The sequence below is a fragment of the Streptomyces sp. NPDC060064 genome, from assembly GCF_042736455.1.
In the GTDB taxonomy this organism is placed as follows: Bacteria; Actinomycetota; Actinomycetes; order Streptomycetales; family Streptomycetaceae; genus Streptomyces.
Map to the genome: position 1 here is coordinate 148,879 of NZ_JBHWWF010000001.1, position 14,349 is coordinate 163,227.

At 71.1% G+C, this 14,349-nt stretch carries 13 protein-coding genes and 1 pseudogene; 10 read left to right on the forward strand and 4 right to left on the reverse strand.

Features of this window, described 5'->3' with window-relative positions; all coding sequences use genetic code 11:
- Positions 1-78: 78 nt before the first annotated feature.
- Positions 79-591: an EF-hand domain-containing protein gene (locus tag ACFWDI_RS00740; protein ID WP_385300503.1), complete on the forward strand. Its 513-nt coding sequence runs from the start codon at positions 79-81 to the stop codon at positions 589-591.
- A 189-nt stretch (positions 592-780) separates the two neighbouring features.
- Here the strand turns inward: ACFWDI_RS00740 and ACFWDI_RS00745 are convergent, their stop codons facing one another.
- Positions 781-2,292, reverse strand: coding sequence for a class I adenylate-forming enzyme family protein (locus ACFWDI_RS00745; RefSeq protein WP_385300504.1), 1,512 nt, complete (start codon positions 2,290-2,292; stop codon positions 781-783).
- Positions 2,293-2,454: 162 nt separating this feature from the next.
- Here ACFWDI_RS00745 and ACFWDI_RS00750 point away from each other — a divergent pair.
- The 4 genes and pseudogenes from ACFWDI_RS00750 to ACFWDI_RS00765 form a co-directional block, all read left to right on the forward strand.
- Positions 2,455-2,601, forward strand: a pseudogene (locus tag ACFWDI_RS00750) (amidohydrolase); the annotation flags it as partial.
- Positions 2,601-3,770 (forward strand): acyl-CoA dehydrogenase, encoded by a 1,170-nt coding sequence (locus tag ACFWDI_RS00755; RefSeq protein ID WP_385300505.1) that lies wholly within the window; start codon positions 2,601-2,603, stop codon positions 3,768-3,770. The pseudogene ACFWDI_RS00750 and the gene ACFWDI_RS00755, both read left to right, overlap by 1 nt.
- Positions 3,755-4,675: an acyl-CoA dehydrogenase family protein gene (locus ACFWDI_RS00760; protein WP_385300506.1), complete on the forward strand. Its 921-nt coding sequence runs from the start codon at positions 3,755-3,757 to the stop codon at positions 4,673-4,675. Before ACFWDI_RS00755 ends, ACFWDI_RS00760 begins: the two co-directional genes overlap by 16 nt.
- Before the next feature lie 400 nt (positions 4,676-5,075).
- Complete coding sequence (locus ACFWDI_RS00765) at positions 5,076-5,540, forward strand: ATP-binding protein (protein ID WP_385300507.1); 465 nt, start codon at positions 5,076-5,078, stop codon at positions 5,538-5,540.
- 119 nt (positions 5,541-5,659) lie between these two features.
- On the opposite strand, the gene ACFWDI_RS00770 is transcribed toward ACFWDI_RS00765, so the two are convergent.
- Positions 5,660-6,586, reverse strand: coding sequence for a cyclase family protein (locus tag ACFWDI_RS00770; RefSeq protein ID WP_385300508.1), 927 nt, complete (start codon positions 6,584-6,586; stop codon positions 5,660-5,662).
- Positions 6,587-6,669: 83 nt separating this feature from the next.
- Here ACFWDI_RS00770 and ACFWDI_RS00775 point away from each other — a divergent pair, with 83 nt between their 5' ends.
- The 4 genes from ACFWDI_RS00775 (at position 6,670) to ACFWDI_RS00790 (ending at position 11,305) form a co-directional block, all read left to right on the forward strand.
- Positions 6,670-7,581, forward strand: a complete 912-nt coding sequence (locus ACFWDI_RS00775) for an SDR family NAD(P)-dependent oxidoreductase (RefSeq protein WP_385300509.1) — start codon at positions 6,670-6,672, stop codon at positions 7,579-7,581.
- Positions 7,582-7,658: 77 nt separating this feature from the next.
- Positions 7,659-8,852 carry an acyl-CoA dehydrogenase family protein gene (locus ACFWDI_RS00780; RefSeq protein ID WP_385300510.1) on the forward strand — a complete coding sequence of 398 codons (1,194 nt, stop codon included), beginning with the start codon at positions 7,659-7,661 and terminating at the stop codon, positions 8,850-8,852.
- Complete coding sequence (locus ACFWDI_RS00785; RefSeq protein WP_385300511.1) at positions 8,849-9,898, forward strand: Zn-dependent alcohol dehydrogenase; 1,050 nt, start codon at positions 8,849-8,851, stop codon at positions 9,896-9,898. Before ACFWDI_RS00780 ends, ACFWDI_RS00785 begins: the two co-directional genes overlap by 4 nt.
- A gap of 165 nt (positions 9,899-10,063) precedes the next feature.
- Entirely contained in the window at positions 10,064-11,305 is a 1,242-nt protein-coding gene (locus ACFWDI_RS00790; RefSeq protein ID WP_385300512.1) for an MFS transporter, read from the forward strand.
- On the opposite strand, the gene ACFWDI_RS00795 is transcribed toward ACFWDI_RS00790, so the two are convergent.
- The gene (locus ACFWDI_RS00795; protein WP_385300513.1) at positions 11,216-12,280 is read right to left on the reverse strand and encodes a GlxA family transcriptional regulator; all 1,065 of its coding nucleotides are present in this window, start codon (positions 12,278-12,280) and stop codon (positions 11,216-11,218) included. The two genes, ACFWDI_RS00790 and ACFWDI_RS00795, sit on opposite strands and share 90 nt — an antisense overlap.
- A gap of 59 nt (positions 12,281-12,339) precedes the next feature.
- On the opposite strand from ACFWDI_RS00795, the gene ACFWDI_RS00800 reads away from it, so the two are divergent.
- Positions 12,340-13,710, forward strand: coding sequence for an MFS transporter (locus tag ACFWDI_RS00800; RefSeq protein ID WP_385300829.1), 1,371 nt, complete (start codon positions 12,340-12,342; stop codon positions 13,708-13,710).
- Here the strand turns inward: ACFWDI_RS00800 and ACFWDI_RS00805 are convergent.
- Entirely contained in the window at positions 13,700-14,305 is a 606-nt protein-coding gene (locus ACFWDI_RS00805) for a flavin reductase family protein (protein ID WP_385300830.1), read from the reverse strand. The two genes, ACFWDI_RS00800 and ACFWDI_RS00805, sit on opposite strands and share 11 nt — an antisense overlap.
- Between the last annotated feature and the right edge of the window lie 44 nt (positions 14,306-14,349).

Consider the following 14,349-nt stretch of genomic DNA (forward strand, 5'->3'; position numbering starts at 1 on the left):
GCGTCCTCCTGGATGTCGTCCTGACGTAATTGGCGGAGTACTTGCACGCGTCAGTGCTCGGGGTCGTACGCTCCCCGCATGGACAGCGCAGAGTACGAGCGCAAGATCGCTTCCCGCTTCGCCGCCTTCGACCAGGACGGCAATGGCTATATCGACCGTGAGGACTTCAGCGGGGCGGCAGCCGCGCTGCTCGCCGAGTTCTCCACGACCGCCCGCTGCGACAAGGGCCAGGCCCTCTACAGCGGTGCGGAGGCGTTCTGGCAGGGCATGGCCGGAATCGCCGACGTGGACGGGGACCAGCGGGTCACCCGCCAGGAGTTCATCACGGGTGCGGTGAAGAGACTGCGTGACAATCCCCAGCGATTCGCCGAGATCGCCCGCCCCTTCCTCCACGCCGTGATCGCCATCGCCGACGAGGACGGCGGCGGTGTGACCCCTTCCGCCGCCGAGCGGGTGCTACGTGTGCTCGGGGTGGTCCCGGGTGTCGCGACGCAGGTTGCGGCGGCGCTGGACGGGGACGGCGACGGCAGGATCACCGAGGACGAGATCCTGACGGGCTTCGCCTCGTACTTCGTGACGCCGGAGCCGTAGCCGCGGAGCCGTGGCAGTGGAGCCCGTCCGGCGATTGAGGACATGAGTCCGAAGGCCGCGTACGCGGTCCGGGACTTGCCCCGGTTCGGGCGCGGGCGGGCAGGGGACATTCCCTCGGGTCCGGGTCCGGGTCCTGGTCCGGACCCGGGCCGGGACCCGAGCCCGGACCTGCCGGACCGCCCGCACCCGTCACGAATACCGCTCCCTGAGCCTGTACTTCAGCACCTTCCGCAAGGTCTCGTTCCGCGGCAGCCCCTCCACCACCTCCAGCTGCTCCGGCAGCTTGTGCACCGACAGCCCCTGTTCGCGCAGATACGCCGTGAGGGCGCCGAGGCTCAACTCCTCGGCGCCCTCCGGCTGCTCCACCACCGCGCAGACCCGCTCACCCCGCTCGGCGTCCGGCAGTCCGATCACCGCCACGTCCCCGACGGCCGGGTGCTCGTGCAGCAAGTCCTCGATCTCCTTCGCCGAGATGTTCTCGCCCTTGCGGATGATGACGTCCTTGATCCGGCCGGTGAGGACGAGATGCCCGGACCCGGTGACGTACCCCAGGTCGCCGGTGATGAAGAAGCCCTCGCCGTCGAAGGCGGCGGCGCTCTGGGCCGGATCCAGATATCCCTGGCAGACGGCCTCGCCGCGCAGCCGCACCTCGCCGTCCACGATCCGTATCTCCATGCCCGCCGGCGGCCGCCCCTCGGTCGTGGCGAGCATCTCCGCGGTGTCGTCGGGCGCGCCCATGGTGATCATGGGGACCTCGGTCATGCCGTAGCCGTGCGTGAGCTGGCAGCCCATCTCGCGTACGACGGCGTGGTAGATCTCCGGCGGCTTCGGCGCTCCGCCGCCGGCCAGCAGCCGCAGGCTGGGGATGAGCTTGCGCTCCGGCCGTTTGCGCTGCTCGGCGAGGAACATCGAGTAGAAGGCGGTGGAGCCGCCCGCAACCGTCACACCGTGGCCGCGGTAGGCCTCGAGTGCGGCGGGCAGCGCGAACTGCTCGAACATCACCGCCGGGAAGCCGTACAGCAGCAGCATCACCGTGTAGTCGGGCCCGGCGATGTGCGCGAAGGGGAACGCCATCGAGCCGACGTCGTCGGACGACAGCTGCAGCGCGTGGGCCAGGCAGGAGCCGCCGGCGATCAGCGAGCGGTCGGTGTGCAGCACGCCCTTGGGGTCCGAGGTGGTGCCGGAGGTCCAGTAGATCCAGCGGACGGATGTCCCGTCGGCGGGCGGCGGCGGCAGTACGGAGGGATCGGCGTCGGGCAGCGTGTCGTACGCCTCGAAGACCAGCGGCGGCTCGGGGAGCTCCAGCGCGAGGCGGTGCGCCATGCCCGCGTGGTCGAAGCCGCGCCAGGTGCCCGGCACGGCGAAGAACTCCGCCTTGGACTCCCGTAGCGCGAAGCCCACCTCGCGGTCCCGGTAGAAGGGGATGACCGGCGACTGTACGGCCCCGATCCGGGCGAGCGCGAAGGAGAGCAGCGCCGTCTCGATCCGGGTCGGCAGCTGCCAGGCGACCACACTGCCGGGCCGCACCCCCAGTTCGTACAGTCCTGCGGCGACCCGTTCGGAGCGGTCCCGCAGCGCGCCGAAGGTGAGGCTGCGGTCGTCCTGGATCAGCACCGGGCGGTCCGGGGTGAGCCCGGCGCGGCGTTCGACGAGTTCCCAGAGCGTGCGCGATTCACCCAGGGCGTGTGCGGTCTCGTTCATGCCCGGCCTCCGTTGCTGACGGATAGTCAGATCGTGCGGAGAGCGTAGGGCTCACCGCCTTGTCGGTCCAGGGGTGCGGGGCTAGCCTGCTTTCTGATGGGCCATCAGATATGCCGCCGGATTCGCCGTCGGATTCCGTACGCCGGAGGGGACACCAGCATGGAACTGCCTCGGATCATCAGCGTCGACGACCATGTGATCGAGTCGGCCCATCTCTCGGGCCTTGACGACGAGACGGTCCACAAGCTGATGCGCGGCCATGCGATCCGGATGCTCGACCTGGACCTGGACCTGGACCTGGACCGGTAGTGGACCTCACATACACCGAGGAAGAGGAGGACTTCCGGGCGCGGCTGCGCTCCTGGCTGGCGCTGTCGCTGCCGAAGCTGCCTCCGAAGCCCGATCCGCTGGACTGGCCGGGCCGGCGGTCGTACGACACGGCCTGGCAGCGGATGCTGTACGACGCCGGATACGCGGGCCTGCACTGGCCCGTGGACGCGGGCGGCCAGGGTGCGACGCCGACCCAGCATCTGATCTATCTGGAGGAGACGGAGCGGGCCGGGGCGCCGTACGTGGGCGCGAACTTCGTGGGACTGCTGCACGCGGGCCCCACCGTCGCCGCCGAGGGCACGGCCGAGCAGCGCGCCCGCTGGCTGCCGCCCGTGCTGCGCGGCGACGAGGTCTGGTGCCAGGGCTTCAGCGAACCGGACGCGGGCTCGGACCTGGCGTCGCTGCGTACGGAGGCCGTCAGGGACGGGGACTCGTACGTGGTCACCGGCTCCAAGATCTGGACCTCGCACGCAGAGGTGGCCGACTGGTGCGAGCTGCTGGTACGGACGGACCCGCAGGCGCCGAGACACCGCGGGATCTCCTGGCTGGCGATGCCCATGGACGCGCCGGGGGTCACGGTCCGCCCGCTGCGCACGCTCGCCGGGTCCGCGGAGTTCGCGGAGATGTTCCTCGACGAGGTCCGCGTTCCGGTGGCGAACCGGGTCGGCGAGGAGAACGACGGCTGGCGCGTCACCATGGTCACCCTCTCCTTCGAACGCGGCACGGCCTTCGTCGGCGAGGTCGTCGCCTGCCGCCGCACACTCGGCGAACTGGCCCGTACGGCCCGGCGGAACGGCCATTGGGACGATCCGGTGCTGCGCCGCAGACTCGGCCGGCTCAACGCGGAGTTCCGCGCACTGTGGCGGCTCACCCAGTGGAACGTCAGCGAGGCGCAGAACGCCGGCGGCGTGCCCGGCACCGGCGGCTCCGTCTTCAAACTCCGCTACTCGCACGCGCGCCAGGAGCTGTACGACACGGCCGCCGAGGTGCTCGGTCCCGACGCGATGGACCTGGACGAGGAGTGGACGGGCGACCGGCTCTCCTCGCTGTCGTACACGATCGCCGCGGGTACCTCGCAGATCCAGCAGAACATCGTCGCCGAGCGGATACTCGGCCTTCCGAAGGGGCGCCGATGGACTTCCGGTTGACGGACGACCAGCGTGCTCTGCGCAGCGGCGTACGGGAGCTGCTCGCCGGCCGTTTCGGCCGCGACGCGCTCAGGGCGGCCGTGGACCGCGAGGGCACCGTCGACCGGGAGCTGTGGCGGGAGCTCGGCGCGGCCGGGTTCTTCGCGCTGCGGCTGCCGGAGGAGGAGGGCGGGGCCGGGCTCGGACTGCCCGAGGCGGTGCTGCTCTTCGAGGAGGCGGGCCGGGTGCTGCTGAACGGACCGCTGGTCGCGACCCATCTGGCGGCGGGCCGGGTGCCGGGCGCCGCGGACGGCACGCAGGTCGTCACGTGCGGCACCCAACTGCGCGGGCTGATTCCGCACTTCACCGACGCCGACGCGGCGGTCGTCATCCATGGGGCGGGGATGCGGATCCGGAATCCGAAGGATCTGCCCCACGCGCGGCAGCTACGGTCCATGGACCCGCTCACCCCGCTGCACCGGATCCCGGACGGCCCCAAGGCCCCGCCACGCCCGGACGCGATCCTTCTCACCGCCGCCGAACAGCTCGGCAGCGCCGCCCGCACTACCGAGATGGCCGTTCAATACGCCAAGGAACGCGAACAGTTCGGGCAGCCCATCGGAGGCTTCCAGGCAGTCAAGCATCTGTGTGCCCAGATGCTCGTACGCACGGAAGTGGCCCGCGCCGCCGTCTACGCGGCGGCCGTCACCGAGGACTTCACCGAGATCGCCGGCGCCAAGCTGCTGGCCGACGAGGCAGCCGTCCAGGGCGCCCGCGACTGCCTCCAGGTGTTCGGGGGGATGGGCTTCACCTGGGAGGCGGACGTACATCTGCATCTCAAGCGGGCCTGGCTGCGCGAGCAGATGTGGCTCACCGCGGCGGAGTCGGAGGAGATCCAGGCCGAGGCCTTGGCCTCAGCACTCTGAAGCGTCACCGAGAGTTGAATGAACGTCGATACCGGGTTGTGTCCTTCACGTGACTCGTCACGGCCCGGAGTCGGGGCCGGGCTCCGGTACTCTCCGTGGGATGCGAGTGGTTCCGAGGCCGGGCTCTGCCGGTGTTGCCCCTGCGGCGGCTCCGGGACCGGGAATGTGCTCCGTTCGCCCTGTGCGAGTACGGGCTGTGAGCCTCTGTTCGACTCTCCGCAACGTGCGTCGCACAGTATGCACCACGGGTACTCTTTCGCGCTGGAATATGCCCGAAGCGCTTGTTGCGGTGACTGTACGTCAACCATGCTGTCTTGCAAGGGAGTCACTTTCAGTGACCTTGTTCAGGACCTTGTCGAGGCGCGAGGCGATGTGTCCGCCGGTTCGGATGGTGTGAGCGGTGCAGGTGCTTCTGGTTCAGTTGGAGGTCGGGCCCGATCCCGCGGAGGTGGGGCGCGCCCGCAGGTGGGCTCGTTCCAGGCTCGCCGGGTCCGGTATAGGGGACGACGAGCCGCTGGCCGACACGCTGATCCTGTTGATCTCGGAGCTCGTCACCAACGCCGTCGTCCACACCGGCTGTCCGGCCGTGCTGCGGATGCTCTTCGGGGCGGGCGTGGCCGAGGCCGGGACCGTACGGGTGGAGGTCGCCGACATCAGCGCCCGCCCGCCGCAGCCGCGTCACGCCGAGGGCGACGACACCAACGGCCGCGGCCTTGAACTGGTCGACGGACTCGCCGACCGGTGGGGCTGGCAGCCGGAGGGCGCCGGCAAGTCCATCTGGTGCGAGGTGGACAGGGGCGCACCTGCGGTCGCGGCGGGAGCGTACGAGCAGCCGGGAGTGCGGGGTTATGTCACCGCGCCGTAGGGCGCGGGACAGTAGCCCGGGACAGTAGCCCGGGACAGCAGCCCGGGGTCGCGGTCCGGGACGGCCGCCCCGGGGTGGCGCAGTCCGGGTTGCCGCCCTTTGTCTGCCGGTGACGGCCGTCAGAGGATCGCGACCGGGGCTACGGGGGTCCCCGTACCGCCGACGAACGGCTCCGGCATCGCGGACAGCAGGAACGCGTACCGCCCGGTTTCCGCACAGGCTGTGGACAACTCTTCCAGATTCCAGTTCTGGCCCTGCAGCATGCCCATCTCGACAAGGTCCAGGGCGTGCACGGGCAGCCAGAGGTTCTCGATCTCCGGCGGGAAGATCTCGAAGGTGAGGGTGTCGTTCGCGACGGCGGCGACATCGTGGGCGTGGAACCACTCGGGGGTACGGACGGACAGGCCCGGGGACGGGTATCCGTAGCCGTGTTTGTCGCCGCCGAGGCAGACCTGGATCTGTCCGGTCCGTACGAGAACGATGTCACCGGATTTTATGGTCAGGCCGGCGAACTCCGCGGCCTCGTCGAGGTCCTCGGGTGTGACGGCGTGGTCTCCGGGCAGTCGGTCCAGACCCTTGGCGCGCGCCACATCGAGCAGTACGCCGCGCGAGACGATATGGCGTGCCTTGTCGATGCCGCTGAACTGTGCGCGAGTGTGCGCGGTGATGGTGTCGGCGGGGCGGCCGTTGTAGATCCTGCCGGAGTGCGATGCATGGGTCAGCGCGTCCCAGTGGGTGGCGGCCTGCAGACCCATGGTCACGGCGTCGTCGCTGGTGGCGACGGTGCCGGGGCCGAACAGCTCCTGGTTGATCTGGACCATGGTGTGCAGCGGGTTCACCCGGCCCGGGATGAGGCCGCTCTGGACGCCGTCCTGCTGCAGCGGCAGCGCGAGGGCGACGCGGCGCCCGCCGCGGACTTCGGCGGCGGCGTTCCTGACGACCTCGTCGGTGATCAGGTTGAGCGTGCCGATCTCGTCGCTCGTGCCCCAACGCCCCCAGTTGTTCACGCGTTTGGCGATGTCGTGGAACTCGGCCGGCAGTGACATCGGGCCTCCCGGGTCTTGTGCTCGAGTATCTGACTGACCGTAGAATCTAACGGTCCGTCAGAAACCGCGGAAAGGGGCCGGACGTGGGGAACTTCTTGGCAGGCAAGGTCGTCGCCGTCACGGGTGCGGGGCGCGGCATCGGTCGGGCGGTCGCGCTGGCTGCCGCGGCGGAGGGCGCACGGGTCGTCGTCAACGACTACGGCGTCTCGATCGAGGGCGGCGAGCCGACGAGTGAGATCGCCGAGGCCGTGGTCAAGGAGATCGAGGCGGCGGCCGGAGAGGCGGTCGCGGTCGCGGACGACATCTCGACGATGGCGGGCGGTCAGCGGATCGTGGACGTGGCGCTGGCGCAGTACGGCCGTATCGACGGTGTGGTCTGTGTGGCCGGGATTCTGCGCGAACGGATGCTCTTCAACATGTCCGAGGAGGAGTGGGACCCGGTCGTCGCGACGCATCTGAAGGGGACGTTCACGGTGTTCCGGGCGGCGTCGGCGGTGATGCGGAAGCAGGGCGGCGGAACCCTGATCGGGTTCACCAGCGGCAACCACCAGGGGAGCGTGGCGCAGGCCAACTACTCGGCGGCGAAGGGCGGGATCATCTCGCTGGTGCGGAGCGCGGCGCTGGGCCTGAACAAGTACGGGGTGACGGCGAACGCGGTGGCGCCGGTGGCGCGTACGCGGATGTCGGCGAACGTCCCGATGGAGCTGAAGGAGATCGGGGAGCCGGAGGACGTGGCGGCGCTGGTCGTGTACCTGCTCTCCGAGCGGGCGCGGGAGGAGCGGATCACGGGCCAGGTCTACACGATCGCGGGCCCGAAGATCGCGGTGTGGGCGCAGCCGAGGGAACTGCGGGCCGGTTACGCGGAGGGGGCGTGGACCCCGGAGAAGATCGCGGACTTTCTGCCGGGGACGGTGGGGGTGGACCCGATGCCGATGCTGGCGCGCTTGGAGGAGATGGCGCGGGCGGCGACGTCGGGTGAGCGCCCGAACGCCTAGCCGGCCCCCGGGGTACGGGGCCCCGCCCCCAGTTCGGGAAGGGGCGGGGTGGGGAACTTCAACTCCTTGGAGGAGACGTGGACTTCGCGTTCGGGCCCGCGGACCAGCAATTCCGCCGCGAGGCACGGGCCTGGCTCGACGCCCACCTCGTCGGGAGCCACGCCGAGGCCGCCCGCCACGGCGGCCCCGGCAGCGAGCACGAGCGCGTAGCGGCCCGCCGCGCCTGGGAGCGGGAGCTCGGCCGAGCCGGGTGGATCGGGCTCGGCTGGGGCGCGGACGGATACGGGAACCGGCAGGCCACGCTGACCCAACAGGTCGTCTGGGCCGAGGAGTACGCCCGCTCCGGCGCCCCCGGCCGCGTCGGGCACATCGGCGAGAACCTCCTTGCGCCCACTCTCATCGCGTACGGCAGTCAGGAGCAGCAGGACCGCTTCCTGCCTGCCGTCGCGCGCGGCGAGGAGCTCTGGTGCCAGGCGTACAGCGAGCCCGGCGCGGGCTCGGACCTCGCCGGGGTGCGGACCGCCGCCGTACGGGACGGTGACACTTACCGGATCAGCGGACAGAAGATCTGGACCTCCCTGGCGCACGAAGCCGACTGGTGCTTCGTCCTCGCCCGCACCGAGTCCGGATCGCAGCGCCACCACGGCCTGTCGTTCCTGCTCCTGCCCATGGACCAGCCGGGCCGTATCGACGTACGGCCGATCCGCCAGATGTCCGGCACCGCGGAGTTCAACGAGGTCTTCTTCGACGGCGCCCTCGCCGCCGCCGGACATGTCGTCGGCGGCGAGGGCAACGGCTGGCGCGTCGCCATGGGCCTGCTCGCTCTGGAGCGCGGCGTGTCGACCCTGGTCCAACAGATCGGGTTCGAAGAGGAGTTGGCGCAGGTCGTCCGGCTGGCAGTCGAGAGCGGCGCTGCCGACGACCCCGTACTCAGAGACCGTCTCGTACGGCAGTGGGCCGAACTGCGCACCATGCGCTGGAACGCGCTGCGCACGCTGGGCAGTTTTGAGGAGAACCCCGGAGCGCCCAGCGTCGCCAAGCTGCTCTGGGGCGGCTGGCACCAGCGGCTCGGCGAGCTCGCCATGGCCGTACGGGGTGCGAGCGCGGCGGCAGGTCCGTACGACTGGAGCGCCGAGAACCCGTACGAACTCGACGCCCTCCAACGGCTGTTCCTCTTTACCCGCGCCGACACCATCTACGGCGGCTCGGACGAAATCCAGCGCAACATCATCGCCGAGCGGGTGCTCGGCCTACCGAGGGAGCCCCGATGAGAGGCGTCGTCTTCGACGGCAAGCAGCCGCAGGTGGTTGACGATCTGGAGATACGGGATCCGGGCCCCGGCGAGGTCCTGGTCGCCGTCGCCGCCGCCGGGCTCTGCCACAGCGATCTCTCGGTGATCGACGGCACGATCCCCTTTCCCGTGCCGGTGGTCCTCGGGCACGAGGGCGCGGGCGTCGTCGAGGCGGTCGGCGCGGGCGTCGGCCATGTCGTGCCCGGCGACCATGTCTCGCTCTCCACCCTCGCCAACTGCGGCGCGTGCGCGGACTGCGACCGCGGCCGGCCCACCATGTGCCGCAAGGCGATCGGGCGGCCCGGCCGACCCTTCTCGCGCGGTGGCGAACCGCTCTACCAGTTCGCCTCCAACTCCGCCTTCGCGGAGCGGACGATCGTCAAGGCCGTCCAGGCCGTGAAGATCGCCTCCGACCTGCCGCTGACCTCCGCCGCGCTGATCGGCTGTGGGGTGCTGACGGGAGTCGGGGCCGTACTCAACCGCGCGAAGGTCGACCGCGGCGACACCGTCGTTGTCATCGGTACGGGCGGCATCGGGCTCAACGTCATCCAGGGCGCCCGGATCGCGGGTGCGTCCGTCATCGTCGCGGTGGACTCGAATCCGGCGAAGGAGGGGGTGGCCCGGCAGTTCGGGGCGACGCATTTCCTCGAATCGGCGGACGGGGTACGGGAGATCCTGCCGACCGGCGCCGACCACGCCTTCGAGTGCGTCGGTCACACCGCGCTGATCCGCCAGGCGATCGATCTGCTCGACCGGCACGGGCAGGCGATTCTCCTCGGTATGCCGGCGGCGACGGCGGAGGCGTCGTTCGTGCCGGCGGCCATGTTCCTGGACAAGTCCATTCTGGGCTGCCGTTACGGATCCTCGCGCCCGCAGCACGACATCGCGCTCTACGCCGAGCTGTACCGTCAGGGCCGGCTGCTGCTGGACGAACTGGTCACCGAGACCTATCCGATCGAGGACTTCGCGAAGGCGGCGGACGACGCACACCATGGGCGGGTTGCGCGCGGCGTTCTGACGTTCTGAGCCCTGACGCTGTGACCCCGGGGCGGCGCTCAGCACGCCCCTCAGCACGACCCTCGGCACAAGCCTGAGCGCGGCGACCGGCGGCACGAGCCTGAGCACGCGCCCTGCGCCGACCCCCGGAAAACTGGTTGAGCCCGCCCCACCGGTCCGCGCTACGGTCGCCCCATGCCCTACCGCGAACTGGCCACTCGGCCCGTGCTGACCTGGTCACTTGTCGCCGTCGGGGCCCGCTCCCCGGTCGCGATGGCGCCGCTCGCGCTGGTCTTCCTGGTGCGCGAACGGCCCGGCGGTTACGGGCTCGGCGCCACGCTCGCCGCCGTGTACGTGCTCGGCGAGATCCTCGGCGCGCTGCTGCTCGGGCCCCGCCTCACCCCGGAACGCGCCCGCTTCCAGATCGCCGCCGGCCTGGTCGCCGGGGCCGCCGCATTCGCCGCACTGGGGGTCTTCCCGCATGAACACCCCGTACTGCTCGGCGCGTTCGCACTGACCGCCGGTGCAGCGCCCGCCGCATCGCCGGGCGGTCTTCGCACCATGCTGCTCTCGCTGGTTCCCGAGCGCGCCGCCGCTCAGGCCATGAGCTTCGAGTCGATGCTCACCTTCGTCATCTGGGCCGCGACCCCGGTGCTCGCCACCTCTCTCGCTCTCGGCGTGAATCCGTCCGTGCCGCTGCTGCTCGCCGCCGGGCTCGCCGTGTCGGGGGCCGCGGGCCTGTGGGCGCTGCCTGTGGGATGGAAGGCCGAGGAAGCCCCCGCCGAGGGCGGCTCGACGCTGCGCGTACTGGCCGCCGCCTGGCCGGTGTACGTCACGGGCGCGGCCGGTATGGGCCTGCTGGCCCTCGCCGAACTGGTCCTGCCGGCCCTGCTGGAGCAGCGGCACATCGCGGTCGGCTGGGCGGGCCCGCTGCTCGCGGGGTACTCGGTGGCCGCGGCCCTCGGCTCGTTCGGCTACGGCCTGCGAACCTGGCCGGGCCGGGTCCGTACACAGAGCCTGGTGCTGCTCTTCGCCGTCTCCGCCGTGGTCGCGGCGGTCGCGCTCGTACCGGCGCTCGTCGGCGTCGCGGTGGGCCTGCTGCTGGCCGGGGTACTCACGTCAGGGGTGCAGCTGACCCGTACGCTCGCGCTGCGCCAGGCGCTCCCCGCGCGGATGCTCGCCGCCGGTTTCTCGGTGATGTACGCGGCCGCCGGCGTCGGTTACGCGGCGAGCGCGACGCTGTCGGGCGCGCTGCTGAGCGTCGCGTCGCCGTCGGCGGCGATCCTGGCGGGCGTGGGACTGACGGTCGTACTGGCCGTGGTCAGCGCCCTGGGGGAGCGGCGGATGTCATCCGCCACCGAGGCCGCTGCCGTTCAGGACTCCGGCGCGGAAAGTGCGGCGGTAGACGGTCGGCGGGACGCCGAGCACCGCCTGTAGGTGCTGGCGCATCGACTGCGCCGTACCGAAGCCCGCGTCGCGCGCCACCTGGTCGACCGACAGCTCCGTGGATTCGAGCAGATGCCGGGCCCGCTCCACACGCTGCTGCGTCAGCCACTGGCCGGGGCTGACGCCGACCTCCTCGCGGAAGCGGCGCGTGAACGTTCGTACGCTCATGGACTCCTGTTCCGCCATGTCGCGCAGCTGGATCGGCTCGTGGAGGCGGCCGAGCGCCCAGCCGCGTGCGGCGGTTGTGGTCGCCAACTGCGGTTCGGGGAGCGGGCGTTGGATGTATTGGGCCTGCCCGCCGTCCCGGTGCGGCGGTACGACGCTGCGCCGGGCGACGTCGTTGGCCACGGCCGCCCCGTGGTCGCGCCGCACCATGTGTACGCACAGGTCGATGCCGGCCGCGACGCCCGCCGAGGTGAGGACGTCGCCGTCGTCGATGTACAGCACGTCGGGGTCGACCTTGACGGAGGGGAAGAGGCGCTGGAAGAGGTCTGCCCAGTGCCAGTGGGTGGTGGCGGGCCGGCCGTCCAGATAGCCGGCGGCGGCGAGGACGAAGCTGCCGGTGCAGATGGACGCCATACGGGTGCCGGGGCGGACATGACGGAACGCCTGGACGAGCTCCTCGGGGAGGCGGCCCTCCTGGTAGAGCACATCGGGCTCGTACGCGGCGGGCACGATCACCGTGTCGGCTTCGGCCAGTGCCTCCGGGCCGTGCTCGATGTACAGCGAGAAGTCCGCCTCGGCCTGCACAAAGCCGGGTGTCGGTGCGCAGGTGACGACCTCGTAGAGGTGGTCGCCATCGGGGGAGAAGGCGCGGCCGAAGATGCGGTGGGGGATCCCCAGCTCGAAGGGGATCACCTGGGGCATGGCGAGGACGGCGATGCGGTGCTTCCTGGTTGCGGAGCTCGTCGTCTCGCGTCTCGTAGTGGTGGAGCTCGTCGTGTCGCGTCTCTTCGCGTCGGCCATGGCCCGATCCTAACGAACACTGTCCTTCGGGCCACTCGTTGGCGGTGATCGATCCCCGGATGCTGGGTGACGTGACCCAGACAACCGCGCCGCACGGCGGCCCGCAGCCCCTTCGTCGTCCTCCCCGTATCCACCGCGCGTGGTTCGTCGCTGTCGTCACCTTTGTGACGATCGTCGGTGCCGCCGCCTTCGCCTCGCTGCCGGGCCTGCTGATCGAACCGCTGCACGAGGAGTTCCACTGGTCGCGCGGCACGATCGGCTTCGCGGTCTCGGTGAATCTGGCGCTGTACGGGCTCACCGCGCCGTTCGCCGCGGCGCTGATGGACCGCTTCGGCATCCGCCGGGTGGTCGCGGTCGCGCTGACGGTCATCGCGGTCGGATCCGGACTGACCGTCTTTATGACGACGTCATGGCAACTGGTGATGTACTGGGGCATTCTGGTCGGCCTGGGCAGCGGCTCGATGGCGCTGGCCTTCGCCGCGACGGTCACCAACCGGTGGTTCGTGCAGCGGCGCGGACTGGTCACCGGCATCCTCACCGCGGCCGGCGCCTCCGGCCAGCTCGTCTTCCTGCCACTCCTCTCCTGGCTGGTCGAGAACCACGGCTGGCGCCCGGCCTCGATCACGGTCGCGCTCTCGGCTCTCGCCGTGGTCCCGTTCGTCTGGCTGCTGCTGCGGGACCACCCGGCGGACGTGGGCATCGCGGCGTACGGCGCCGAGGGCTTCACGCCGAAGCCCGACCCGGTCCCCGGCGCGGCCCGCCGCGCGGTCACCGTCCTGTTCCGGGCGGCCCGCACCGGCCCGTTCTGGCTGCTGGCAGGCACCTTCGCGATCTGCGGCGCCTCGACGAACGGCCTGGTCAAGACCCACTTCGTGCCCGCCGCCCACGACCACGGCATGCCGATCACGGCGGCCGCTTCGCTGCTCGCGGTGATCGGCGTCTTCGATGTCGCCGGCACGATCGCCTCGGGCTGGTTCACCGACCGCTTCGAGGCGCGGCGGCTGCTGGCCGTCTACTACGCGCTGCGCGGCATCAGCCTGCTCTTCCTGCCGATGCTGCTGGCCCCGTCAGTCCACCCGCCGATGATCTTCTTCATCGTCTTCTACGGCCTGGACTGGGTGGCGACGGTCCCGCCGACGATCGCCCTGTGCCGCGAGCACTACGGCGACGACAGCGCGATCGTCTTCGGCTGGGTGCTGGCCTCACACCAGGTGGGCGCGGCGATCGTAGCCTTCGCGGGCGGCCTGGCGCGGGACACCTTCGGCTCGTACGACGTGGTCTGGTACGCGTCGGGGGCGCTGTGCGCGGCGGCGGCGCTGATGGCGCTGGTGATCCGGCGCAAGCCGCTGCCGAAGCTGTCACCCGTGTCACCCGTGTCATCTGTGTCGCCGGCGAAGCCGACGACCGCGGCCGACACGGTCACGCGCTGAAGCGCCCGAACCTCCCCCGGTGGAAAAGCAGCGGCGCGCCCTCGTCGTCCGCGTTCCCGGCCGTCGCGCCCAGCGCCGCCACCCGGCCCACGACGATCAGATGGTCGCCGCCGGCGTGCACGGTCTGGATCGTGCAGTCGATCCAGGCCGGTACGCCCTCCAGGAGCGGCGCCCCGGTCACCGGCGCTCCGGTGTGCGTGACCCCGGCGAACTTGTCCGCGCCGCTCACCGCGAAGCCCCGGCACAGCTCGCCCTGGTGCGCACCGAGGACGTTGACGCAGTAGGCCCCGGCGCGGGCGATGCGCGGCCAGGTCGTGGACGTACGGGCGACCATGAAGGCGACCAGCGGCGGGTCGAGCGACAGGGAGGCGAAGGACTGGCAGGCGAAACCGGCAGGTCCGTCCTCGTCGTACGCCGTGATGACGGTGACGCCGGTCGCGAAGTGCCCCAGTACGCGGCGGAATTCGGCCGCGTCGACGGGCAGCCGCTCGTCGTCGCCGACGGCCCGCAGGTCCGGGCGCGGCAAGGCGTCGAACGGCTCGGTGGCCGTGGGGGCCCCGACCGACCTGAGGTATCGGACGGCGGTGGCCGCCATCCCTGCGTGTCCCATCACACCCCCATTGAACCTGACGGTTCGTC

What these genes read in the sequence shown, in the direction of transcription:
- ACFWDI_RS00745 (WP_385300504.1), bottom strand. Translation starts at nt 2,292, where the DNA reads ATGAACGAGACCGCACACGCCCTGGGTGAATCGCGCACGCTCTGGGAA.
- ACFWDI_RS00785 (WP_385300511.1), top strand. Translation starts at nt 8,849, where the DNA reads ATGAGAGGCGTCGTCTTCGACGGCAAGCAGCCGCAGGTGGTTGACGAT.
- ACFWDI_RS00790 (WP_385300512.1), top strand. Translation starts at nt 10,064, where the DNA reads ATGCCCTACCGCGAACTGGCCACTCGGCCCGTGCTGACCTGGTCACTT.
- ACFWDI_RS00795 (WP_385300513.1), bottom strand. Translation starts at nt 12,280, where the DNA reads ATGGCCGACGCGAAGAGACGCGACACGACGAGCTCCACCACTACGAGA.
- ACFWDI_RS00800 (WP_385300829.1), top strand. Translation starts at nt 12,340, where the DNA reads ATGCTGGGTGACGTGACCCAGACAACCGCGCCGCACGGCGGCCCGCAG.
- ACFWDI_RS00770 (WP_385300508.1), bottom strand. Translation starts at nt 6,586, where the DNA reads ATGTCACTGCCGGCCGAGTTCCACGACATCGCCAAACGCGTGAACAAC.
- ACFWDI_RS00740 (WP_385300503.1), top strand. Translation starts at nt 79, where the DNA reads ATGGACAGCGCAGAGTACGAGCGCAAGATCGCTTCCCGCTTCGCCGCC.
- ACFWDI_RS00760 (WP_385300506.1), top strand. Translation starts at nt 3,755, where the DNA reads ATGGACTTCCGGTTGACGGACGACCAGCGTGCTCTGCGCAGCGGCGTA.
- ACFWDI_RS00805 (WP_385300830.1), bottom strand. Translation starts at nt 14,305, where the DNA reads ATGGCGGCCACCGCCGTCCGATACCTCAGGTCGGTCGGGGCCCCCACG.